We start from the raw sequence: 23,474 nt of genomic DNA, 5'->3' as shown, positions 1-23,474 counted from the left end.
TCCGCTGCGCACTCCCTGTAAGATGCCCGGCCCCCGGGGTCGTCATGTCAGCGAGGAGAGAAACGACCGATGCACGAAATCATTATGCGACTGTGTTTGGTGGCCGTGCTTGTCGTGCCAGCGGCGGCCGCTGAGCGTCCGAACGTGATCGTCATTCTGACTGACGATCAGGGATGGGGTGATTTGTCGTTGAACGGAAACAGGAATCTCAGCACCCCCAACATCGATCAACTGGCAGCGGACGGAGCACGTATCGACCGGTTTTTCGTGTGCCCCGTGTGCTCCCCGACGCGGGCTGAGTTTCTTACAGGGAGGTATCATCCGCGCGGAGGCGTTTACAGCACATCAGCCGGAGGCGAGCGACTGGATCTGGACGAAAAGACGATCGGCGATACGTTCAGAGCCGCCGGATACCGAACGGCGGCCTTCGGAAAGTGGCACAACGGCACACAGTATCCTTACCACCCGAACGCACGCGGCTTTGAGGAATTCTACGGTTTCTGTTCCGGACACTGGGGACACTACTTCAGCCCTATGCTGGAACACAACGGCCGCATCGTACAGGGCGATGGGTTCATCACGGACGATCTCACGAACAAAGCGATCGAATTCATCAGGTCGCACCAAAGCGAGCCGTTCTTCGTTTACCTGGCCTACAACACGCCGCATTCGCCGATGCAGGTGCCGGACCGCTGGTGGAACAGGTTTCGAGACGCCGAGCTGAAAATGCACAACCGCGACCCCGACAGAGAAGACATCAACCACATCCGGGCGGCGCTGGCGATGTGCGAAAACGTTGACTGGAACATCGGTCGTCTGCTGCAGACGCTGGACGAAGCACATTTGTCGGACAACACGATCGTCGTGTATTTCTGTGACAACGGACCAAACGGCTGGCGGTGGAACGGCGGAATGAAGGGACGCAAGGGTTCAACGGACGAAGGCGGAGTGCGTTCGCCGCTGCTGGTCCGCTGGCCGGGAAGAATCGAACCCGGCAGCCTGGTGACTCAGATCGCCGCGGCCATCGATCTGCATCCAACACTGGCGGAGCTGGCGGATATCGACACGAAGAACGACAAACCGTTCGACGGACTCAGTCTGAAACCGCTGCTGCTGTCCGCCAAAGCCGAATGGCCGGAACGACTGATCGTATCGTCGTGGCGGGACAGTGTCAGTGTCCGCAGCCAGCGGTACCGGCTGGACACCGACGGCCGGTTGTTTGACATGGCGGCGGACCCTGGCCAGGACACAGATGTCAGCCAGCAGCATCCGGAAATCACGGCGACGATGAAAGCGGAAGCAAAACGTTATCGCGACGACGTCATGCCGGGATACGACGACGATCATCGGCCGTTTGTCATCGCTCATCCGGATGCCGCCGTCACGCAGCTTCCGGCGCGCGACGCGACGTCGCTGGGAATGATCGAACGGTCAAACCGGTTTCCCAACAGCTCGTTCTTTACAAACTGGACCAGCACCGACGACGCTCTTCTGTGGAAAGCGGAGGTGCTGGCGACCGGCGACTACGAAGTCGACATCTACTACACGTGTCCGGAATCATCCGTCGGAACAGAACTGCGACTCAGCTTCAACGACGACTCACTGACATCCACGATAACGACCGCTCACGAATCGGAACTCGTTGGCGCAGCACAGGACCGGGTGCCTCGCCAGGAATCCTATGAGCAGCACTGGGCCAGAATGACGGCCGGCACGATCCACCTGAATTCCGGCACCGGGACTCTGGAATTGCGAGCAACAAAGATCCCCGGCGACAGAGCGATGGATTTCCGGTTGTTGACGCTGACGCGAAAAATTCTGTAGCAGCCGGCTGCCAATCGAAGATGGACACCTTATGAAAATCAAGCGTATCGCTGCCTATCAGGTCGACCTTCCGCTGCATGAGGGAAGCTACAAGTGGTCCGGCGGCAAGTCGGTCGAAGTTTTCGACAGCACGGTCGTGCAGGTCGAAACCGACATCGGTCTGACCGGACACGGCGAAGTGTGTCCTTTGGGCCCGTTCTATCTGCCGGCATACGCGAAGGGAGTGAGAACCGGGATCGGCGAACTGGGCCCGCATTTGATCGGCGAAGATCCCACGCAGCCGGGTAAGCTGAACGGATTGATGGATCGAGCGATGAAGGGTCATTCCTACGTGAAATCAGCGATCGATATCGCGTGCTGGGACCTGCTGGGTCAGGCCGCCGGAATGCCGGTGTGCGAGTTGCTCGGCGGTCGCTACGGAGACGACTTTGTGCTGTACCGGGCGATTTCCCAGCAGTCTCCCGCCGACATGGCGAAGAACGTCGAAGGTTATCGCGCGGAGGGCTATCGTCGGTTTCAGTTGAAAGTCGGAGGAAATCCGAACGAAGACATTGAACGGATCATCGCAGTCAGCGAGGTGCTGAAGCCCGGCGACAAACTGGTTGCGGATGCCAACACGGGCTGGCTGATGCACGAGGCTGTTCGAGTGGTCAACGCTGTTCGGGACGTCGACGTGTACATCGAACAGCCGTGTCTGAGCTACGAAGAGTGCCTGTCGGTCCGGCGTCGCACGAGTCTGCCGTTCGTCATCGACGAGCACGTCGATGGCATCGACGTCTTGCTGAAGGCTCACGCAGACCAGGCAGCCGATGTCGTGAACATCAAGATCAGCAAATTCGGCGGTCTGACGAAGGCCCGGCAGGCTCGCGACTTATGCGCGTCACTGGGGATCGCCATGACGATCGAAGACAGTTGGGGCGGTGATATCACGACAGCAGCGATCGCGGCTCTGGCGCACAGCACGCCGACGGAGTTCCTGTTTACCAGTACCGATTTCAACAGTTATGTCACCGTCAGCAACGCGGAAGGTGCACCGCATCGTCAGGACGGTCGGATGGCGGCGTCTCGGGAAGCCGGACTGGGTGTCCGGCCCCGATTCGACGTCCTGAAAGACCCGGTCGTCATTGTGGAGTAGCAATTGGGGTGAGTTTGACCGGTAGAAACGGCAGGCCGGGGGAATCCCGCAGGCCAATGCCGTTTCCTCTTGCGTCAAAGTCCGTTTGGCTGACACACTGTATCCCAACGTAAGTCAATACTGCTCCGGGAGTTTTCGTTACGAGGTTCGCTGCTCATGAGCGTGGGAAACCGATCAGCCGTTGTCGCCGCTGTCCTGGGAATCATCGTTGTTGCCTGTGAATCGGCGCCGGCGCAGGGATTGATCTTCAACCTGCCGCAGGACGGCATCGGCATCGAATATGAAGGCACGTTCGTGCAGGAAAACTTCCGTCCGGATATCCCGGACGGCAAGGAAGTGCTGTCCTTTACGCGGGAACTGTCCATCAAGTCGGTCGGACGCGAGGACGCGGAGTTCGAAGGGACACGTCAGCCGTGCCGCTGGATCGAAATCAAGACCGTCACCGGAACAGCCGGGGCCGCGGGAATAGATCCGGGGCCGGTCGGGGCGACCATTTACAAGGTCCTGATTCCGGAGAGCAAAGTCATCGATACAGCCGTCGACGCGGATTCCATTCCGAACGATCAGCTGCCGATCGTCAAGGGCTTTCAGCGACTGGGAGAAAATCCCGTCAAACCGATGACCAGCCGGGCACTGCGCGTGTATCCGACAATGACGCAACTGACCAACTACAGTTCTCCGGAAGTCGTGACGGAGTCCGAAGTGCCGCAGACGAAAGCCGGACAGTCATTCCCGTCGAAGCATCTGAAGGGCGAATTGACGATCGAGAGCACTCGGATGCGATCGACGAACACCGGCGACTATTGGGTGGCCGCCGATGTGCCGTTCGGTCTCGTGCGCTGGGAAGTGAAGGTGACGCAGGAAGAAAAGGAATCCACCGCCCCCCGCGATCAGTTCCGGGAAGTCGCTGCGGTCACCACGGTGATGTCCGTCAAGCGCATCCTGAACAACGCCGAAAGCGAACTTGTCGTCGAATAGAAAGACAAGGTTTGCTGACGGAACGAGGTCGAACACAAAAAAAGCCCGGCATCATTGCGATGCCGGGCTTTTGTGTTCGATGCCGCATAAGAGCGGACGGCGGCTTAATAGTAGACGGTGTAGTCGACTCGGGCGATGTCCTGATACCAGTGAGTACCGGTCAGCGCGCGGCCATAGCCGAAGTACAGTGAACTTCCATTCCGCTTGAAGATTGTTCGCAGACCGAACTTCGCGTTGACAATGGTCGTCTTCGCGGAAACCGGCGGGTTTCCGAGTCCCAGACCGCCGGCGGTCACTGCCGCGTCGTTCACCAGACCGTCCAGAACGGACCAGCCGACAAGTTCCGTGATGGGTGACACCTGAAGGTTGCAGTCTTCGTACGCCGTGACACCGACACCCAGTCCATATCGCAGAACGTTGCCCGCGAAGTTCTGACCGTTGAATTTGCTGCCCTGAATGGGAATCCAGTCACGCAGTTCACCGAAGACCGTGACCCGGTTGCTGACACGGCTTCGCCACAGCAGTGCGGGCTCAAGATTCACATTCTGAGTTCCCAGACCGCGGTCCGCGTCGCCTGTCGGAAGGTACGCACGCAACTGGAAGGTCAGGATGTCGTTTGGATCGGTCGTCAGAGCGTACTTGAAGCCCAGATCTATATCGCCGAGACCGCTGGCGGTGCCGGTTCCGTTGCCGCGGTTGTCCAGCGGACCAACACCCTGAATAAAGCGAATCGGGATTTCACCGAAGATAGACGAACGGTTCCCCGTCGCGATTTCCAGGTAGGCTCGAATGTCCTGATAGTCAACTCGGCCGTTGATCGTACCGGTGTTCGGATCGCCCGGGCCCGGTCCTCCGGCACAACCGCACTGAGCGTAGAAGAATTCCGCCCGGTCGGGGGTCACATTATTCCAGCCACCGTCGAACCGGATACGGAACTGGCTTTGCGGAAGGGCGTTGTCGATGTAGCCGGGCGCGTGAGCCTGAGCCGTGAGGGTTCCTTCAACGCCGCCGGAGAAAATGTTCGATCCGGAAGGAGTCGACGACGGAAAGCCCTGCGGTGTCCCGCTGGAAAACGCATTTGACGGCGTAGTTGCGGGCTGAGAGTAGGCGGGAGATTCCTGAATCGGATTTGGTGACGGGCTGTATATGGGTTCCGTCGTTACCGGAGCCGCCAGGTCCGTGCAGTTGTCTTCGGTGCAACCGATGCCGTAACCGGGACCACAGCCCGTGCCGCAACCGACGCCACTGGGTCCAACCCAGTCTGATTCGGCGAAGGCGGTAGCGCCCAGCGAGAGACTAGTGGCAGCAGCAAGAAAGATTCGGGAACAGCGCGCGCCGATCCCGTCGATGAGCCTGTGCCGAATCATAGAAACTCGCCTTCCCTGCGTGTGTAGCCGTCATACCGTGTCAGCCGGCGACCTCTCCGGCCAAACGATGCGGCAAAGCCTTGCTGGCCACGACGTACCTGACAACGGTACGAACGGGCCGAATCCATGAAGTTGAATCGGCCACAACAGACGTACAGGGTGACGGCGAATCGTGCAGATCCCTTCACGCGGAAAAAAACCACGTGCGGGAATCCCGCTTATTTCATCTGCGGATTGCCGGCAGTCTTTGACGATCCGGCAAGACAGCGAAACTGCGATGTGCATGACGAACACCGCCGGACCTTCGAACCGTGGTTACGTTTCCGGCACGCGTCCGCTGGCAGACGTCAGCGGTCAGGCGACTGTCCTCGCCCCAGCCTTGCGAGCGTCAGTGTGGCCAGATCCGGCGGAACAACCGTTTCGACCGAAGTGGACCGGGAACCGGCGAAATACGATTCTACCACTTTGGCGATCGTTCCAAGCACGACGACACCGTCGGAATCCGGTTCCGCGGTGGCTTTGCGCACGGCGGTCAGCAGCGGTCCCGGCGGGTTCGTGATTCCCGGCTGCGGCCCGGTCCACGCGACACGGAACAGTCCGAGGTTCGGAAAATGGGGCCAGTCATGTCCGTATCTCCCGGCCACCGGTATCGTCGGCTGAGGATCCTCCATGTCCAGAAACACGACGTGGGCTCCAGGCAGCCGCTTGAACAGTGCCGACAGGTAGGTGCCGGTGATCGATTGAGTATCGCGGAAAGCTGCGTCGCGCCTGGCGGGGTCGCGAACGACGGCGCGGTTCGCGAAGTCTTCCAGCACGAAGTCACCGTCATCACCCGTCGTGCGGCGATGTTCGCGGCCTCGGTAGTAAAACATGACGACGTCGTTTGGCTGCGCACCGGCGTCGCGCTGCTGTCGGAGTTCCCGTTCGACGTTCCACATGACGGTCTTCAACTGCCGGCCAAGGGCGTTGTCCCCGGTCAGCGTCGGGTACAGCTCGATCTTTTCAAACGCGCTTTCGGGAGCCTGCAGCAGCAGTGCCTGATCGGCGAGGTCGCGCAGTTGTTCGGCGCTGGCCACATTTCGATCGCCTTACATCTGCAGTCCCATCAGCACCAGGTGCAGCCGCTGCCGAGTCTCCGGGTTCGTGCAGCGCACGGGGATGTCTTCCAGCAGCGCCAGGTTCTCATCGCTGAGCGGCTGGTTCAGGTCGTTGACAGCGGCTTCAATGCGAATTCGGTTGGAACGCTGATTCAGCACAACCGGCATCTGAAATTCCGTGCGACGCTTCGTTTCGTTGACGACAGCTGACGTGCTTCGCAGAAAGCCATTGATCCAGACGCGAACTGTCCAGGTATCGGCCGTCGGCCGGATACCGGGCGACCAGGAAACAAAACCGTGCAGCGTCGCCCGGGAGAAACCGGCCGGCTGATCAAACACCAGTCTCCCATCGGTCAGCTTCGGCAGCGCGGCGGGACTTTGCTGATTCAGTGGTTCCAGACTGGTGAGGTGCACGCTGACCGGAGGCGGCACATAGGACACGGCGAAGGAACTTTCCGACAAGCCTCCCCGATTCTGCACTTCAATTCGCACAACCGAGGTGCCCGGATTCAGGTTCAACTCGTGACGGAAGGTCTGCACGCTGCCCGGCCGGTCGGCGGCGTTCGCCAGCAGCGACGTTCGCAGTTCCGGTCCGCGATCCTGCCGCACAACGACGTCCACGCGCTGCAGCGGTGATTCGGATTCCACGGAAAACGCGATCGGCAGCTCAGCACTCGACACCTGTCCGACGGGATTTGGCAACCGAATGACGGCGGGTTTCGGCGGAGGCGGTACAACTTCCCGTGCATCGGCGGCATTGGACCGGCCGTCTCGGTTATGCGCCACGATGCTGATTTCGTTCGGACCTTCCCGGAGCGGGACATCGGGAATCCGCATTTGATGCTGCGACGGATCATCGCCGTCAACGCTGAAACGGTCGACGGGAACCGGACTGCCGTTGACTGTGACCTCAACACTTGTCACGGGACGAGACGGCGAAGTTTCGACCTGGCAGAGGATGTCTGCAATCGCGGAATCGCCGGGTCGGTTCACGGTGACGTCGGCCAGCCGTGGCGGATGCCGGAACTCGACCGCCAGCGGATGCACGGACTCCCGCCGCCACTCATTCGCCAGGCGGACTTCGATCCGGTGCTCGTCTGACTGCTGATTCGCATCCGGTACCAGGGGCAGAGTTCCGGACAATGTTCCCGACGCCGCGTCAAAGGACAGCAAACTTCGGTCAATGGTCTGCCCGTCAACCGCCACATCGAACTCGAAGGGATAGTCACCCCCCAATTGCTCCACGCGAGCGTGCAGTGCAACAGAGTGCTCATCGCGTGACGCGTCCAGGAGGGTTCGCTGCCGTTCCGGTGACAGCACAGTGACAGCGGGAAGCGCCGGATGGAAATTCAGGTCCAGGTCCAGCGTACCCGATTCACCGCCAGCGGACGCCGAGATCGTGAGCCGTTGTCGACCGGGCTGAAGCTGCAGTTGCCGACTGAAGGGAAACTGCTGCGCGCTGCCCGCTGTGAAACCGGCAAACGCGGATTCCTGATCGTTGAATCGGAAAGACGCTTCCGTCAGCGGTCGATCGCCGGCAATCGTGCCGCGGATAGTGATATTCGATCGGTCAACCGTCAGTGAGCCGTCGTTCAAATCCGCAGCTTGTCCGGTTTCGGTGACTTCGACACTTTCGACTGTGATCACAGGGGCTTCAACCGGCGTGTAGGTCACCGTGATTTCGAGGGAGGATTCTTCCAGAAACGCGAAGTCAGCAACGTCGTCGGGGATGTCATTGTTGCGGGCGACCAGCCGAAGGGTGTTTCGGCCGGGCCGCAGAGTGATGTCCTGGCGGAGGTCGCCGGAGGTTTCGAAGTCGGTGGTTGTTTCGACGGACTGGTTGTCGTCGAATCCGTGAGTCAGCACGACGCGTCCGGGCGTTGCGAACGCGGCTGTCGCGTGAAGCGGCAGGACAGCGTCCGCGACGGTGCCGATGTTGTTGTCCGGCGACACCAGCTTCAATTCGGGAGCCGCCGGCTGATACCGCAGACCAAACCGTCGGCTGACTTCCCGCGGCGGCTGATCGGCGGTCAGCAGGCGGATATTGAGGAATCGCTGGCCCCGGTTAACCTGAGCGGCGTTGAGTCGAGCTTCCCAGAGGTCGCCGCGAACAGGAGCAAAGTTGCCGCCTTCGCCGTCCGAAATCTGCCATTCGGCGCTTCGCACCATTCGGCCGGCGTCGTCCGGAAACTCCAGCAGCAGCGAACCGCCTGCCTGTCGAACGACCAGATCGTTGTCGTAGTCCGGAGTCGCCACCTGTCCGTCGTCGCTGAGCAGCGAGACCAGAATCGGCGGCGGAGCAGCCGGCCGAAGTGCCAGGTGATCTCCCGTCAGCAGCCGACCCAGCAGTCCTTCGTGCCAGAACCGGTCGCGATACTGATCGATGGAAGAATATGTGACCGGTGCACCGTCGTCGCCCGTGTTCAGATGCCAGCCGAGCCTCTGTTCCAGCTCGGGACCGCTGAGATCAAACTGGCCGAGCGGACTCCAGACCAGCCAGTTCCAGGCCGCGTTGGCATTCGCGCCGGCAACGTTTTGGCCGGGGACATTCTGCACCAGAATGGAAAACAGCGGTTCGCGAATGTCGGCTCCCTGACCGACGGGAACGGTGACGTCCGTGTTCCTGCCGCCTCGCGTCAGCCGTACGACAACGGTTGCCTGCGGACCGGGCGGCGTGCGAGACATGTGCAGATAAAACTGCGAAGGATTCTCAAACGTCACGACTTCGCCGTCGTGTACGAGTCCCGCTATGACGTCGTTTTCGCGGATGCCGGAGGTCGCGGCAGGAGTATTCGGCTGCACCTTCTCGGCGATCAACCTCCCGTCGCGCGCAGCGACCTGCAGACCGTTGAGCAAGCCGACATGACCGATCGTCGTGTCCACAAGATCTTCCAGCAGCCAGCCTCGCACCGTGCCATCCAGTGACGACGAAAGCAGCAGATTTCCGTCGGCGGACAGCGACAGGTTTGAAATCCGCCGAACGTGTCCGGTCAGTTCGCGCAGGAAGTCACCGGTATCGGCGCGGAATACGTTCAGGAACGGTTCGCCTTGAATGTGTGTCGCCACGATCGCCAGCGGTGGATTTTTCCCGACCGCCGGGCACAGCACATAAGCCGTCACTTCCGCCAGCACATCCGGCGGCCGAAATGCCTGCGGCACCTGAATCGTCAACGCCAACGATGCCGACGCGCCGCTGACAATCACGGTGCTTCGATCTGTCGACAACCGCCCCGTCAATCGTCCCGGAGACGCGACGTCGGGCGTCCATCCCGTCGCGTTGTCGGCCAGCGTGCCGGTGCCGGGATCCAGAATCAGCGTGCCGGAAGGAAAGGGTCGACCATTCGAAAGCACCGGTGCCGTTTGAGACGCATTTCCGAAACCGATGGCGATGCCGGTGGCGTTGTCTCGTCTGGCGAACGCCGCATGCGAGGGGACGGCATTTTCCGACGCCAGAATCTGCGAAGGCGCGATTTCGCCGCGAACTCCGGCGCTGGGAAGGTCGGCCAGTTTATAGACCCGAACATCGTTGCCCTGAAATCCTGCTGCGGCCAGCAATTGACCGTCGGCCGACACCACCAGCGCCGGTTCGCGCAGCCGGGTACTGGTTTCTCCCCGCTCCTTCGTGTTTGTCCACAGTCGGCCAACAGGCCGCGAGCGACCGCCGTCAGCGATGTTCAGCCAGTACTCCAGGTCGCCGCCGTCGGTTCCCTGAATGGATATGAACGCGACCCGTGACGCCGTGTTTGAATTCGCAGACGGGATCTCCGCGGCGGCGAACGGAGTCGCTCCGGCGGAGAGACCGCTGATAGCCTGACGTGCGTTTCGGCCGGTGTCGCTGACGTTGTATGCCGACGCGCCGCCTGTGTGTCCGGCGAACAGACGCCGGGAACCGCCGCTTCCGGAAAGCTCAATCGCGAACACACCCGGACTGACGGGAAGCGACGTGGCGACGGCATTCCGCGAGGGGCTCCAGAGCTTCAGCTCCGACGTGGCGCCGGAGCTTGTGATCTGCGAGATGCTGACCGCGACATGCAGCGAGTTCTGTTGATCGCTCCAGGCACGAATGCGCGGCGGCAGATTGCTGTTGGGAAGCATCAGCGGCTGGCCGATGGGGGTGCCGTCGTCGATCGACCACGCGCGCACGGACTGATTGATCGTTTCGCCTTCGTATTCAAAACCGACCGACACCAGCCGCGGAGCCTGATTCTGCTCACCGCCGCCAGCGGGAAATTCAAGCTGTCGGATATCGCCGCGGTGTCCTCGCAGGACTCGGCATTCGCGGGAGTTCGTGTCGTAGACGTAGATCGTGCCGACGTCATTCCAGATGGCCTCATCGGCAGCCCCGCGCGGCCAGACGTAGCCGACCTTCATCAGCGCATCCATGCTTTTCGCCCAGCCCGGTCCGGCCACGGCCAGATATCGGCCGTCGTCCGACAGCGCCATGGCCTCAATCATTCCGAATCGTCCCGGCCCGACCGGCACGCGGTAGTTAAGCCTGGGTTCGTAGTGAAATTCCGGAAGGTCGCCGGCTTTGTAAACCTGCACAACCTTATTCCACCCCGCGACGTACAGAGTCTTCCCGTCAGGAGCGAACTGCAGTGCCTTCACGAAACTGTCGGGTCCGCCGGGATCGTGCCGCAACACGGGAGTCGGTGCCGGATCCGGCGGCTGAGCAACGCCGGCGGTTGACCAGAAAAGCAACACGGCAACCGTGGCCGCCTGCCACCAGGACAACCAGCGCGTGGTATCGTGACGAAGCCGATCGGAAGAATTCATGGTTCACCGTCCGTTTCGCTGGCGGAGTTTGCGATCAGGGCGAAACCAGGTTCGGTTTCGCCAGAACCTTCGCCTCGAATTTTCCGGCATCTTATCGACTCCGATCGGTCACAGCTCAGGAAAGCCATTTTCGAGGGATCGCTGCCGGAGTTTCGTGCTGATTCAAAATCGGCGCTCCGCGCGAGCAATCAGTTCGTTTCCAGCACGACGCGGAAGCCAACCATGGGGTCAAAGTCAACGTAGCCGGTTGTCTGCGGCAGTCCCGTGGTCTTCAGATCAGACCATTGCAGCGGGCCCGTGGTCGACTGATAAGACCGACCCTGCAGTTCGACTCGCTGGTCAACATCAATGCCGCCCGGCACAACAACTTCGGGACCGACGATGCCGCCGCCAAGGATGTTTTCCGTCAGTTCCAGGCCATTTCCCGCCATGTCGTGACACGCTGTCACGCTGACATCCGCCTTCGAACTCATCACCGGAATCGGTCCCGTGCTGTATCGGTTGACGGCGATGTCGGAGGAATCCGGCTGCCACGGTCCGTGGTACGGTCCTTCGGGCCATCGGGTCTGGTCTTCGGCGGACATCGCCTCCCATTGCGGCAGTCCGGCGGCCAGCTTCCATTGGTCACGGTTTGGCAGGTGGCACGTTTTTTCACCACCGAGCCAGACGCCGAATTCGTAGGCCTGCATCGCGTGGACTCGAAAGACCGGGTTTCGCGGATGCCCGGCGGCTGGTACGTCGTCACCATTTGCCTGGCCGCCGTTTCGCCATCGGTCCTGATCGGCTCCGGAAAACGTCTGATTCCCGGCTTCGTCCCAGAACCTGTTGAAGAGTTCGTTCCAGACTTTCGTTTCCATGATATAGAACGGCGGCATCTTCCATTCGCGACCCAGATCCGGCGAAGTCAGGATCAACCGAAACCGCACGCGCAGATCGCCGCCAAGATCACGCTCAATCCAATCGGGATATGAGACACCATTTTCGGCGCTGGTCACGAATTCCGCTCCCTCGACCGGTGCGAAACCGGCGGGAGGCTCCCACTGCACGGTCGAAGGTCGCGGTGGAGTCGTCGCTTCTTTCTTGCCGGGGACGTACAGCATCGCCGCGACAACCGCAGCCGGCACCAGCAGCAGAGTCAGCAACAGCCAGGTCCTGCCTTTGGACGCGGTCTCGCGGCGAGCGTGCGGTCTTGCCCAGCCGGACGCCCGGCGGCTGCCCGGGGGCGCTGTGTCGCCGGTCGAAAATCCACCGGTACCGGGCGGCTCGAGCGTTCCGGCGACGTCGGTTGTCGGTGGTTCGCCGGGCAACAGGGTTCCGGTTGCGCGCGATTCGGCGGGGTATCCCGGCAGCGCCGTCCGGCTGATGTCGCTTCCGGAACCCGGGCGCGGCGGCGCGACGGTCTCCTTCGAATCAAACGGTTGGTCGACGTCCGCGTGATGCGCGGGAGTCAGCGTCGAACTGCTGCCGGACTGCGACGTGTCCCGGCCCGGAAAATCGTAGAAGCCGGTCGCAAAACCCATCGACGCCAGCACGCGATCGCGAACTTCCTGCATCGACGACGGCCGGTTTTCCGCCCGTTTTTCCAGACACTGCATCACAACGGCTTCCAGTTCCGGAGGAACCTGGCGGTCGGGAGCGAACTGAGAGAACGGAGGCGGCGGGTCGTTACAGATCGCCATCATCATTCCCAGCAATTGCTCGCGTGGAAACGGGATCTTTCCCGTGATCAGCTCGTACAGCACCGTGCCGAAGGAATAAATGTCGGAATGAAAATCGACCGTGCCCTGATTGAACTGCTCCGGCGACGCGTAGTGCGGCGTCATGGCACCGTCCAGCGTTTGATTTCGCAAAGTCGCTGTGGAATCTGTCTGGCTGGCAAGTCCCAGGTCCAGCAGCACAAAGCGTTCATGCGACGTGCCTTCGTCGACCAGCATGACGTTGCGGGGCTTCAGGTCGCGATGCACAAGCTGCCGTTCGTGCGCCGACTGCAGAGCCGATCCGATTTCGTCCGTGAACTTCGCGATCATGCGGTCCGAAATCGGTGATTCCGGCACGATCAACTGATCCAGCCGGTGCCCCTTCAGGAACTCCATCACGATGTAGCCGACATCCAGCTTTTTGTCAGAGCCGTAGTCGAACACAGTGACAACGTTGGAATGCTTGAACTGGCGAGCCAGGCGGGCTTCCTTGCGGAACGACGACGCGGATTCCAGGTTCTGTTCGAACAGAATTTTGACGGCGACGGTGCTGTCGAATTTCAGGTCGACGGCTTCGTAGACGGCACCGAACGAACCGGCATCCAGCCGCCGCGCCAGGTGGTAGCGGTCATCCAGTTTTCGGCCTGTAAACTTGTCGTCAGACATGCGCTTTGTCCGGGCCCTCTTACGCTGGACGGAACATCGGCGTGACGCGCGCCGCAGGTTCCCAATAACCGCAATCGGCCAATTCTCACGGCAGCGGATAAGTAAATCAATGCCGCTGCGCCGTGATACACTGGCTGTCCTGTTCGTCGCACACACCGGATTCATTTTTCAAACAGGTTGACGATGCCGGCAGGTTCGCAACAGACCTCAGGCTGGAGCCGAGTCGCGATGGCGATCGAAGAAGTACAGTAGCGGCTGAAACGAGCCGTCGCGGCTTTGGAAGCCGGCGGGGTCGCATACGCCATACCGGGCGAAAACGCGGTTGTGGAATGGGTCGGACGACTCGACAGGGCGGCGGTGAGGTTCACTCGCGACGTCGATGTCCTGCTGCGGCGGTCGGACCTGGACAACGCCGCGGAGGCGCTGGCATCCGCCGGTTTCATCTGCGGTATCTGCTGGAAAACCGGCAGTAGGTCGCGTTGGCGGCGCGCTGCTACCCAACCAGTTCCGCAATCGGCTTCACACCGGGTTCCACGAACGAACGTGGCACGCCGCGGAAGTCGAACAGGCGTTCGGAATCCAGGTTGATGCCAAGGTTGTGGTAGATCGTGGCGAACACTTCCTGAAACGTCACCGGACGCTCGGCGGCTTCTCCGCCCAGACGGTCGGTGGCACCGATCACCTGGCCGGTTTGCATTCCGCCGCCGGCCAGCAGTGCGCAGCAGACGTTTGGCCAGTGGTCGCGTCCGGCGTCGTTGTTGATCTTGGGAGTCCGGCCGAATTCGCCCCAGATCACGACCGTGACGTCTTTGTCGAGCCCTCGTTCGTGCAGGTCTTCAACAAGTGCCGAAACGCCCTGGTCGAAGATCGGCAGTTCGTGGCGAGCGGTCTTGAAGTTGTTGCCGTGCCAGTCCCAGAAGCTGTGATTCACCGGGACGACTCGCGCGCCGGCTTCCACCAGCCGGCGAGCCACCAGGAAGTTCTGAGGACACAGCGGAGCGGCGTCGCCTCGCGGTTTGGTTTCGTCCTGCACGCCATAGCGGTCGCGAGTTTCCTGCGACTCTTTGGTGACGTCCAGCGCATTGAACAATTCCGGCGACGTTAGAATGTTCATCGCTTGTTCGGTGAACACGTCCATGCCGTCCATCCGGCCGCTGGCGTCGGTTTCCCGTCGAAAACGATCGATCGATGTCAGCAGTTGATGACGGTTCGAGAGGCGTTCCGGCGTGATTCCCTGCAGAACCAGGTCGTCGCGGCCAGGCCCCTTCGGCGCGAACGCGGATTGACCGAGTCCCAGAAAGCCGGCTCCCGGTTCGTTATAGGGAGTATGCTTTGTGCGATAACACAGGCTGACAAACGGCGGTGTTCCGGGATTGACCGGCCCCTGAAAATGGCTGACCACGGAACCGAAATGAGGCCAGCCCCCGGCCGCTTCGTTCTGCTGGTGATAGCCCGTCATGCACTGGTACGAAGCGTGAGCATCCTTCGCTCCGACCATCGACCGGATGGGCACCAGCTTGTCCATATTGCGAGCCAGCCCCGGCAGCAGCTCACAGATTTCAATGCCCGGTACATTCGTCGCGATCGGCTGGAACTCGCCGCGAATTTCCTTTGGCGCGTCGACTTTGATGTCGTACATGTCCTGATGCGGCGGGCCTCCGCACAGGTAAATCATGATGACCGACTTGTGCCGTTTGCCCGCGGACGCTGGTTTCGATTCCTCTGCGCGCAACAGTTGCGGCAGAGTCAGTCCCACGCTTCCCAGCGAACCGATCCGCAACGCGTCGCGACGTGAGATTCCGTTACACAGACGCTGGCCGGCGTCAGGTCGGGCAAGGATTGACAGCATGGCAGGTTCCCGATGCGGGTTGAGGCGGGAAGGCGGTGGCAGAGTCTTTCGAGTCTACCGCGAATCCGGCGACGTGAACAGCGCTTTCAAACGCCTGCTCCGCCGGCAGAGAAAGGTCTGCCGAAACAGGGAACCAAGCTACACCGCTCCGGCGCAACCCTGCCAGGTGTGCAGGGCTGCGATGGAAAATCAGCTCGCCGGGATGGAACAACCGGCACCTTGGCACAGCGATCGTGCGAATCAGGAGGTGACGGAAAATGCCAACGCAGCCGTGACGCACAGGTGCCGTCAAACCAGTCAGTCGGCTACGGAAAATCGCGAACGTCGCGCTCCGAAGCCGTTCGCCAGATCCTGACGGTGTTGTCAGATCCCGCCGAAGCCAGTGTGCGGCCGTCGGGCGACAACGCCAGCGAGTCGACGTTGTTGGTGTGGCCTTTCAGAACGGCTCGCTGTTGTCCGGTCGCAACGTCCCAGACGCGGATCGTGCGATCGGAGGCTGCTGAAAACAATGTTTCGCCGTCGGCAGAATACAACACAGCACGGACGATTCCCGCATGGCAGTGCAGCACTCGACTGTGAACGGCATTCTGCGAATTTCCATCTCGGGCCAGTTTCGAAAGGTGAATCGTGCGGCCCTGCATACCGGCTGCCACGCCGGATGAGTCCGGGGGAAACGCGAGACAGTTGGCTGGCCTTCCGATGCCATCCAGAACGACGTTTTGAGCGTTCGCTGACAGGTCGTAGATGACAGATTCGACGCTTCCGACTGCCAGATATCGGCCGTCACGCGAAAAATCGAGCGCCTCCACGTTGTCAGTGACTGGCAGTGTGACAACCTTCTGATTGCTGTTAAGGTCAAGCAACACCAGACCCGCTGACGGGTCTTGCCATGCGACGAGCGAAGCGTGTGACGCCACCGGCAGCGGCAGGTCGTGGCCCGATAACACATCGAACATACGAGCAGCCGGACTCCAATCCGGTCTGTGGAAAGCTTCAGGTTCGCTGAAAGCTGAGCTCAATCAACCCGAACCGTGCCCGCGCCGCCCCACGGATATCCGTTACGCGACCGCAGGTGGGACGGAGCAGGCAGGCCGTGTCTTCGTTCGCCGAGATCGGATATGGGGCGGCATGTTTTTGAATGCTTTGATGATTCCGCCTGCTTGTCCCACACTACGATTTGCCAAACGGTTGGCATGAAGTCGCATGGGACCACCAACACCCGACAGTTCAGTATCGTCTGCCGACCGGTTCTCGAGTGACGATGACTTACAACGCCGACAACTCGCCGTGACCAACACCCTGAGGGGGCGCTGTGCTGCCAGGAATCCGCCACGGATGATGAACTCGGTAACCTGTCAGGCAACAACTCTGCGGCTGGGTTCGCGGATTTCGTCCTCCGTGTCGCCGGGATCGGATGAGAACGCATCGACGGCAGGCTCGCACGTCACGCGCATCGTCCGGGTCTCGCGATTCTTGTAACTCGATTCCAGCTGCAGCGTGCCGTCGTGGAGTTCTACGATGGCGGTGCAGTTTTCCACCCAGTCGCCAGTGTTCATGTATGTCAGCTTTTCCGATTCCACGATCTGCGGACTGTGGATGTGGCCGCAGATGATGCCGTCGCAGCGACGCTCCCGAACTCGCTTTGCCACTCGCGACTCGAAACTGCTCACGAACTTCACCGCCCGCTTCACACGCTCCTTGGCAACTCCGCACAGCGAATACGGACTGCGGTCCGGACGACGCACAATGCGGCTCGTACACCAGTTCAGATACAAGAACGGTTCGTAGATGTAAGTCGTCGCCACCGACAGCCAGCGGTAGTTCATTTCTACCGAATCGAACTGGTCGCCGTGAGTCAGCAGAAACCTGCGGCCGTCGCGTGTCACAAAAATGAACTCATCCGCCACGTGAATCCGCAACCCGCTGGCGGCCACGGCATCCCGCAGATTCCGGCAACGCATGAACGCGTCGTGATTGCCCGGTGTGTAATAGAGTTCCGTTCCGCCGTGAGACAGTTCCATCAGGCGGTTCAGCACGCGCGTGCAGATCGGCTTCCACCGAAACGATCCCTTCAGCTTCCACCCGTCAAGAATGTCGCCGAGAAGATAGATGCGTTCCGGATGAACGGCTTCCAGATACTCGACGAATCGTTCCGTCTGAGCGAATCGGCAACCGAGATGCACGTCGCTGACGAACAGCGTGCGGACCGAACGCGGTGGCTGGCCTGGAATCACTTCCATGTTCATATCCATGTTAAGTGGAGACGGAAACGGCTTCCGGAGCAGTCACCGGAATGGAATCATCTGACTTCGCACGCGCGGATTCGCGAATGGTTAATCGATCGCGCAGCACGCCACGCGGCGACACAACCCGAAACGCCGTCACGAGTCCTCGAACCGCCACGGCCGCCATGCGACTGCGGCGATGAAGGCGCGGAGCGGACCTGCTCAGCGCGCTGGCGATCGTTCGCCTGTAACATTCGCGGACCTGATCGATCGACTGCCGCCAGCCGGTTTCTTCGACCGCGTTTCTCGCCGAACGGCTGATCATTGAACGCAGAATGGAATCGTCCAGCAGACGCCCGGCCAGCCTGGCCGCCGTATCCGCGTCGCCGGGTTCGAACAGAAGGCCCGTTTCTTCGTGATCGACCAGACTCGGAATACCGCCGGCTCGCGGAGCCACGACGGGAGCACCCGATGCCATCGCTTCCAGAATCACGTTGCCCATCGTCTCCGTTTCGGACGCATATACGAACGCATCCGCCGACGCATAGGCCGACGCCAGTTGCTCACCCTTCAGATAACCGTGAAACACCGCGTCGACGTCGGCGAATTTGCTTTCCAAAACACCACGATGAGGCCCGTCACCGACGATCGCCAGCTTCGCCTGTGGCAGCTTCTGCATGACCGAATGCAGAAACTCAACGTTCTTTTCCGGAGCCAGCCGCGAGACGGTCAGCAGCAGGGGACGATCGGGCTCTCCGCCGGACAGCATCGTTCGCATTTCTGCCGACGCGCGATCGGGAGCAAACAGACAACTGTCCACGGCCGGTGGCCACAGCGCGACGCGTTCGAATCCGCGAGCAGCCAGTTCGCGCTGCATCGTCCCGGACACCGTCAGATTCATGTCAGCCTGGTTGTGATACTGCTTCGTCATCCACCACAGCATCTTCGACAGGGGACGCAGCAGCGGGTAGCGCTTCACGAATTCGCCGTACAGCGTGTGAAACGAAAAAACACATGGATACCGCCGACCGTGGCGCTGCAGCAGATCGTGGCAGCGGAATCCAAACGCAAACGGATTCAGAAAGTGCAAAACATCCGGCCGGAACTCGTCCAGCCTGCTCAGCAGCCGATCATCCGGAGTGCCAATTCGATATTCCGGATACGCAACAAACGGAAACGCGGGAAATTCAGCAAGAGCCACGCCACAGTCTCCGCGCTCATCCGCTTCCGGACAAATCACCAGCACATCGTCGCCGGACTCGCGGAGATGGCGAATCAGGTTCATTGTCCGAATCACGACTCCGTCGATCTTCGGCAGAAACACTTCGGCAACAATCGCAACTCGCATGGAATCTGTTCCGCTGTTTCAGTCGTTTGCAGAGTCCCGTCCTGACACTCCGCGGTTACAGGCAGGGCCGGAAGATCACCCGTCGAATTCACTGTCCACCGGACGACGAACCAGCGCCGAAACAATGCGATGCTGATCGCGTACCGGAAACACGAAGGAATTCAGCAGTTTCCGCAGCGCCGGACGCGCCTGATGCAGTCCGATGTCTTCAATGAACGGAGTCAGCCAGCCGCCGTGGTAAGCGAACTCCATGAAATCATCAAAGTTCGCGAAACGCAGCTCCGGCTCCAGCAGCTCCAGCCGGATGATTTCAAAACCGTTCCGCAGCAATTGATCGGCGACTTCACCGGCGTTGGCCGGCGTGATCAGATTGGCAAGGTCCGGCTTGCGGCCGCGAAACACGAGCTGCAGAATTTTCCCGGATGCCTTCCTGCGCAGAACGGGGAACGCTTCGCCGGTGGCACCCAGCAGAGTCAGGTATCCGCCGGGCTTCAGCTTTTGAAACACTCGCGGAGCAAGATGGCTGAGCGGCACGAAACCAGTAATGAAGTGCGTGCAGATCAAATCGAAGACTTCGCCGCGAAAATGCTGATCGACGTTGGCCGCATCATCCACCGCCGCCGTCAGGTCCGGGATTCGCCCGCGAGCGATCTCGACCATGCGGCCCGGACAGGTCCAGCCCGAACATTAGAAGCTCGCGAGCACTCACGCGCAGCTTCTCGTAAAACAGGCCGGTCCCCATGCCCGGATCGAGCGATCTCAGGGCGGGAAGGCCAGCCGCCAGACAGCCTTCCGCAGCAAGCTGTTCAATGGCGTGATCGAGGGAATCATTTGTCAGCGACAAGGGATCGAGGTCATAGTTGTGAGCAATGACTTCATCATATTGCCGCTGAATGGCCACCACCGTACTCATTCCACATTCCTTGTGCTCACGGCGACAGGCCGTTCGTTATCGTTCATTTGCGACCGCTCAACCAATTGTCGCGATGCCTTGTTCTTCGGTTGTGCAATCGGGTTATGGCCGGTGCATAATCGCTCATCCACCAGACACGGCGAACTCTAAATGGCTGTGTTGAAATGGCGAAGTGTCGTTGAAGTATTCGTGAATACCACAACTTTCCGCCTGCCCAGGATTTACAGAACGACGTGGCGGTTTCATAACTCGCGCTTGTCGACAGAAAACTGCCGTACTCGCGACTCATCGAGACTGAGCAACGCACTGCTGCAAAGGATCTGCGTGCACTACGATTTTGATGCCATCGTCATTGGCAGTGGCCCCGGCGGATCAGCGTTCGCCTATGTCTGGGCTTCCGCCGGTCGCAGCGTGCTCGTGGTCGAACGTGGCAATGCCCTGCCAGTCTCCACAACAACCGCTGGACGAACAGGCATCGCTCATCGACAAACGACCATACGACGATCGTTCCATCGAAGTGAATGCTCGGGGCCCTGCGGCTCTATATGGGCGGCGTTCAGGCGGCGGCACGGCGGTTTGGAGGTGTCATGCTGCGACCCAGTGTCGACGATTTTCTGCCTGGCCGACATTATGGAAACGAGCTTCCCCGCGAACAGTGGGAATGGCCCATTCAGTACGAGGATCTCGCTCCGTGGTATGATGAAGCCGAGCGGCTGTTCGCGGCAGCGAGCGACTCTCAGGATAGCTTCCGTCCGCTGGAACCTCCGTGTCAGCACAATACCCATGATGTGCTGCCGATGGCAGATATCAATCTGCGACTGATCGGCCGCTGCCGGACGAAGGGGCTTCGGCCGTTTCGGCTGCCGCTGGCGATCGATCGTTCCGCTGTGCTGCGTGCCTACGCCCGGATATTTGTGCCCGCACGGTGCTCGCCGTTCCGCAGCGGATCTCCTGACGGCTCCCGCCGCGTCGAGGCAATCCGCGTGATGACAAATACCGATGTTCTGCGGCTGGAAACAAACAGGACTGGACAGATCACCGGCGTATCTGTGCGACCGAAGCAGTCAGCAGGAACTATGCCTGACAGCTCGCTGTTGTGTTCACCGGCGCCGGAGCAATCAGATCGCCCGCGATCCTGCTGAAGTCGGCATCGATGACGGACTGATCATGCTCCTATATGATGCACTGGTATTCCCCCATCGCGATCGGACTGTTTGCCGGAGCGACAGAAGCCGATCACACGTTTGTCAAACAGGTTGGGTTTGCCGACTTCTATTTCGGCACGGCGGGTTGTCCTCGCAAGATGGGAATTGTCCAGTCTCTGCCGGCTCCGGGACCTCTGTTGCTGGCCAAATCGGGATTGAAACACGTCCCGCAGCGTGTGGTGCAGTTCCTCCGCGCCCGCATGTTGCCTCTGGCCGGAATTGTCGAAGACTTGCCGAATCCCGCGAACCGCGTGTCTCTGCGCAAAGACGGCGGAATTCGTTTGGAACATTCATTCAACCGCTTCGATCAACTGCGAGGCCAGGCGCTGGGACGCGAAATGAAACGCATCCTGCGCGCGACGGGCGCTGTCTCGACGATCGTCAAAGAGTTCCCTTCACACGAACACGTTGCTCATCAGTGCGGAACTGTTCGCATGGGCTCTAGTCCGCGTCATGCGTCGGTGGATCGGGACGGACGGCTGTTTGGCCGGGCCAATCTGTTTGTCGTCGACGGCAGCGTGCTGCCAACTTCGATGGGCGTGGGTCCGTCGCTGACGATTGTTGCCAATTCTCTTCGAGTTGCCAGTCTCGCACTTCACTGCTGAAGGACCGCCGATCGATGACAGCCACCACTTTTCAAACCCGCCGCGAACAGATTCGCCAGGCAAAGACCATTCACGGCGGCATGGCCAATATGCTGGCCGCGTCTGTTGGCGTACGACTGTCGCGCGTTCCCATTCCGTCACGGCGACTGCGGCGCAAGGTGTTCGGGCTGGTGTACGGCAACAAATACCAGGCGCTGGATGAACGGGAAATGACTCAGCCGCTGACAGCATTCCGATCCCTGAACGAATTGTTTACTCGCGGAATACGCGAAGAATGCCGGCCAATTGCCAACGTACCGGAAGGCTATTTGTGTCCGTGCGATGCGACGATCCAGGATGCCGGCCTTCTGCGAGATGATTCGGTGATGACGGTCAAAGGCATCGATTATTCTCTGCCGTCACTGTTGCCCGACTATGACATTCAACGCTTTCACGGAGGACACTTTGCCGTGAGCTTTTTGTCGCCCAGCGATTGCCATCGCGTGTTTTGTCCCGCGGATGCCAGACTGCTGCAGATGACACATGTGCCCGGCCGCAGGTTGCTGGTGCATCCTCCGTTTCAGCGATCCGAGTTTCCCGTATTCGTGCTGAACGAACGCGTGATTCTCAGAATGCAAGGCGATCGCGCGAAGTTCGTACTTGTGATGGTGGCCGGATGGGGCGTCGGCCATATCACTCACCCGTTTCCGTCGCCGTTGAAGTTCCACAAGGCGAAAGTCACACACGCATTTCCGGAGTCACCGGTGTCGTTTCGCGCGGGGGAATGGATCGCGACGTTTGAACTGGGTTCGACAGTGATTTTGATTACGGAGCCTGACGACACATTGGCCTTTCAGTTCAAGCCGGGCGACGCCGTGCAATACGGTCGGCCCGCATACGCACGGAAGTAGCAGATCAACAATGCCCGTCACATTCCCAATGCGTTCCTCAGTGATTGACTCGCCGGCCGGCAAACTCCCGGAATCACTCAACACAAATGCACGCGCGTCCGGCCCGGCGACTAATGCTGGCGACCAGTTGTGTCTGATCGTTGACTCGCGGGGACTGCGTGCCACAGGTTTCCGCGAAAGTCTGACGGCGTCCTGTCCACAGGGAACCGTGATCAATCTGCCGCCGCACGAAAGCAGTCCTAACGACGAGATCCGAGCGGCGCTGTTGGCCGCTCACCGGGCTCAGTGGCGAATTCGGCTGGTTGTGTTTCTGTCGACCGAAATGGCACCGGCGGAAAGACGGCTGCTGGTGTCGCTGGCTGACTGTCTTCCCGACGATGCCAACCTCGCGGTGTGTATTGTCAGTTCGCTGCACGCCCATTTCGGCGATTACAATCGAATGCGTGCGGAGTGGGAAACCGCTGAAGTCTTCTCTCATGTGGCTCGCGTCACCATTCTGCGAGGCCGGCCATATTGTTCCGCGCACAGTGTTCGGATGGGAGCGTCGGCACGCCACCGGTCGATGAGATGCTTCCGCGTTGCGAACTCGGGCCGCCTCTGCCGCTTGCCCGAGTATGTCGCTGCTGCGCCGCGTCGCACCAATCTATCCCCTTGTGCATTCCCGGTTTCGCAGTTGCTTCATCGAAGAAGGCGAACTGCATGTTGTGATTCAGTTGCTGCTGGAATGTGATCGCCCGCGACTCCCGAACACCGTGACACTGCTGGGACAGAATTCGGCACTGCAGAATGTGCTGAGAGACAAGCTATCCGGGACATGGATGCAAAAGGCGGTCACAGCGGTTTGCCACTTGTTCGCCTGGCTCGGCGGCGCGTGGTGTTTTGGCTGAGCTTTCTTGTCG

General features: G+C 60.4%; 17 protein-coding genes. 7 read left to right on the top strand and 10 right to left on the bottom strand.

Going from position 1 to position 23,474, the window contains the following annotated elements; translation table 11 throughout:
- Positions 1 to 69 precede the first annotated feature (69 nt).
- The 3 genes from R3C19_11460 to R3C19_11450 all read left to right on the top strand — a co-directional run bounded on the left by R3C19_11460 (position 70) and on the right by R3C19_11450 (position 3,937).
- Entirely contained in the window at positions 70 to 1,824 is a 1,755-nt protein-coding gene (locus R3C19_11460) for an arylsulfatase (GenBank protein ID MEZ6060970.1), read from the top strand.
- Between the two features lie 31 nt (positions 1,825 to 1,855).
- Positions 1,856 to 2,959, top strand: coding sequence for a cis-3-hydroxy-L-proline dehydratase (locus tag R3C19_11455; GenBank protein ID MEZ6060969.1), 1,104 nt, complete (start codon positions 1,856 to 1,858; stop codon positions 2,957 to 2,959).
- 156 nt (positions 2,960 to 3,115) lie between these two features.
- On the top strand, positions 3,116 to 3,937 hold the full coding sequence (locus tag R3C19_11450; GenBank protein ID MEZ6060968.1) for a hypothetical protein: 822 nt from the start codon (positions 3,116 to 3,118) through the stop codon (positions 3,935 to 3,937).
- A 104-nt stretch (positions 3,938 to 4,041) separates the two neighbouring features.
- Here R3C19_11450 and R3C19_11445 read toward each other — a convergent pair whose 3' ends face one another.
- The 10 genes from R3C19_11445 to R3C19_11400 form a co-directional block, all read right to left on the bottom strand.
- Positions 4,042 to 5,304: a transporter gene (locus R3C19_11445; GenBank protein MEZ6060967.1), complete on the bottom strand. Its 1,263-nt coding sequence runs from the start codon at positions 5,302 to 5,304 to the stop codon at positions 4,042 to 4,044.
- A 347-nt stretch (positions 5,305 to 5,651) separates the two neighbouring features.
- Positions 5,652 to 6,380 (bottom strand): hypothetical protein, encoded by a 729-nt coding sequence (locus R3C19_11440; protein ID MEZ6060966.1) that lies wholly within the window; start codon positions 6,378 to 6,380, stop codon positions 5,652 to 5,654.
- Positions 6,381 to 6,392: 12 nt separating this feature from the next.
- Positions 6,393 to 11,177, bottom strand: coding sequence for a hypothetical protein (locus tag R3C19_11435; GenBank protein ID MEZ6060965.1), 4,785 nt, complete (start codon positions 11,175 to 11,177; stop codon positions 6,393 to 6,395).
- A gap of 188 nt (positions 11,178 to 11,365) precedes the next feature.
- Positions 11,366 to 13,540: a protein kinase gene (locus tag R3C19_11430; GenBank protein ID MEZ6060964.1), complete on the bottom strand. Its 2,175-nt coding sequence runs from the start codon at positions 13,538 to 13,540 to the stop codon at positions 11,366 to 11,368.
- A gap of 493 nt (positions 13,541 to 14,033) precedes the next feature.
- Entirely contained in the window at positions 14,034 to 15,389 is a 1,356-nt protein-coding gene (locus R3C19_11425) for a DUF1501 domain-containing protein (protein ID MEZ6060963.1), read from the bottom strand.
- A 305-nt stretch (positions 15,390 to 15,694) separates the two neighbouring features.
- A complete protein-coding gene (locus tag R3C19_11420; protein MEZ6060962.1) occupies positions 15,695 to 16,345 on the bottom strand; it encodes a hypothetical protein in 651 nt (216 codons plus the stop codon).
- 399 nt (positions 16,346 to 16,744) lie between these two features.
- A complete protein-coding gene (locus R3C19_11415) occupies positions 16,745 to 17,629 on the bottom strand; it encodes a UDP-2,3-diacylglucosamine diphosphatase (GenBank protein MEZ6060961.1) in 885 nt (294 codons plus the stop codon).
- A gap of 13 nt (positions 17,630 to 17,642) precedes the next feature.
- Positions 17,643 to 18,962, bottom strand: a complete 1,320-nt coding sequence (locus R3C19_11410; protein ID MEZ6060960.1) for a glycosyltransferase family 1 protein — start codon at positions 18,960 to 18,962, stop codon at positions 17,643 to 17,645.
- Positions 18,963 to 19,037: 75 nt separating this feature from the next.
- Entirely contained in the window at positions 19,038 to 19,622 is a 585-nt protein-coding gene (locus R3C19_11405; protein MEZ6060959.1) for a hypothetical protein, read from the bottom strand.
- Complete coding sequence (locus R3C19_11400) at positions 19,570 to 19,875, bottom strand: hypothetical protein (GenBank protein ID MEZ6060958.1); 306 nt, start codon at positions 19,873 to 19,875, stop codon at positions 19,570 to 19,572. The genes R3C19_11405 and R3C19_11400 overlap by 53 nt, the downstream gene beginning before the upstream one ends.
- A gap of 587 nt (positions 19,876 to 20,462) precedes the next feature.
- On the opposite strand from R3C19_11400, the gene R3C19_11395 reads away from it, so the two are divergent.
- From R3C19_11395 to R3C19_11380, 4 genes are all read left to right on the top strand, one after another.
- Positions 20,463 to 21,017 (top strand): hypothetical protein, encoded by a 555-nt coding sequence (locus R3C19_11395; GenBank protein MEZ6060957.1) that lies wholly within the window; start codon positions 20,463 to 20,465, stop codon positions 21,015 to 21,017.
- A gap of 35 nt (positions 21,018 to 21,052) precedes the next feature.
- Positions 21,053 to 21,685: a GMC oxidoreductase gene (locus R3C19_11390; protein MEZ6060956.1), complete on the top strand. Its 633-nt coding sequence runs from the start codon at positions 21,053 to 21,055 to the stop codon at positions 21,683 to 21,685.
- A gap of 14 nt (positions 21,686 to 21,699) precedes the next feature.
- Complete coding sequence (gene asd / locus R3C19_11385) at positions 21,700 to 22,575, top strand: archaetidylserine decarboxylase (GenBank protein ID MEZ6060955.1); 876 nt, start codon at positions 21,700 to 21,702, stop codon at positions 22,573 to 22,575.
- Positions 22,576 to 23,189: 614 nt separating this feature from the next.
- On the top strand, positions 23,190 to 23,462 hold the full coding sequence (locus tag R3C19_11380) for a hypothetical protein (protein ID MEZ6060954.1): 273 nt from the start codon (positions 23,190 to 23,192) through the stop codon (positions 23,460 to 23,462).
- Positions 23,463 to 23,474 lie beyond the last annotated feature (12 nt).

It is taken from the genome of Planctomycetaceae bacterium (genome assembly GCA_041398785.1).
In the GTDB taxonomy this organism is placed as follows: Bacteria; Planctomycetota; Planctomycetia; order Planctomycetales; family Planctomycetaceae; genus JAWKUA01.
Note: the sequence above shows the minus strand (reverse complement) of the source record. Positions and strands in the feature narration are given on the sequence as shown.

Coding starts and splice junctions, on each gene's coding strand:
- R3C19_11460 (MEZ6060970.1), top strand. CDS start 70: ATGCACGAAATCATTATGCGACTGTGTTTGGTGGCCGTGCTTGTCGTG.
- R3C19_11455 (MEZ6060969.1), top strand. CDS start 1,856: ATGAAAATCAAGCGTATCGCTGCCTATCAGGTCGACCTTCCGCTGCAT.
- R3C19_11450 (MEZ6060968.1), top strand. CDS start 3,116: ATGAGCGTGGGAAACCGATCAGCCGTTGTCGCCGCTGTCCTGGGAATC.
- R3C19_11445 (MEZ6060967.1), bottom strand. CDS start 5,304: ATGATTCGGCACAGGCTCATCGACGGGATCGGCGCGCGCTGTTCCCGA.
- R3C19_11435 (MEZ6060965.1), bottom strand. CDS start 11,177: ATGAATTCTTCCGATCGGCTTCGTCACGATACCACGCGCTGGTTGTCC.
- R3C19_11430 (MEZ6060964.1), bottom strand. CDS start 13,540: ATGTCTGACGACAAGTTTACAGGCCGAAAACTGGATGACCGCTACCAC.
- R3C19_11425 (MEZ6060963.1), bottom strand. CDS start 15,389: ATGCTGTCAATCCTTGCCCGACCTGACGCCGGCCAGCGTCTGTGTAAC.
- R3C19_11420 (MEZ6060962.1), bottom strand. CDS start 16,345: ATGTTCGATGTGTTATCGGGCCACGACCTGCCGCTGCCGGTGGCGTCA.
- R3C19_11415 (MEZ6060961.1), bottom strand. CDS start 17,629: ATGGAAGTGATTCCAGGCCAGCCACCGCGTTCGGTCCGCACGCTGTTC.
- R3C19_11410 (MEZ6060960.1), bottom strand. CDS start 18,962: ATGCGAGTTGCGATTGTTGCCGAAGTGTTTCTGCCGAAGATCGACGGA.
- R3C19_11405 (MEZ6060959.1), bottom strand. CDS start 19,622: ATGGTCGAGATCGCTCGCGGGCGAATCCCGGACCTGACGGCGGCGGTG.
- R3C19_11400 (MEZ6060958.1), bottom strand. CDS start 19,875: ATGAGTACGGTGGTGGCCATTCAGCGGCAATATGATGAAGTCATTGCT.
- R3C19_11395 (MEZ6060957.1), top strand. CDS start 20,463: ATGCTGCGACCCAGTGTCGACGATTTTCTGCCTGGCCGACATTATGGA.
- R3C19_11390 (MEZ6060956.1), top strand. CDS start 21,053: ATGATGCACTGGTATTCCCCCATCGCGATCGGACTGTTTGCCGGAGCG.
- asd (MEZ6060955.1), top strand. CDS start 21,700: ATGACAGCCACCACTTTTCAAACCCGCCGCGAACAGATTCGCCAGGCA.
- R3C19_11380 (MEZ6060954.1), top strand. CDS start 23,190: ATGTCGCTGCTGCGCCGCGTCGCACCAATCTATCCCCTTGTGCATTCC.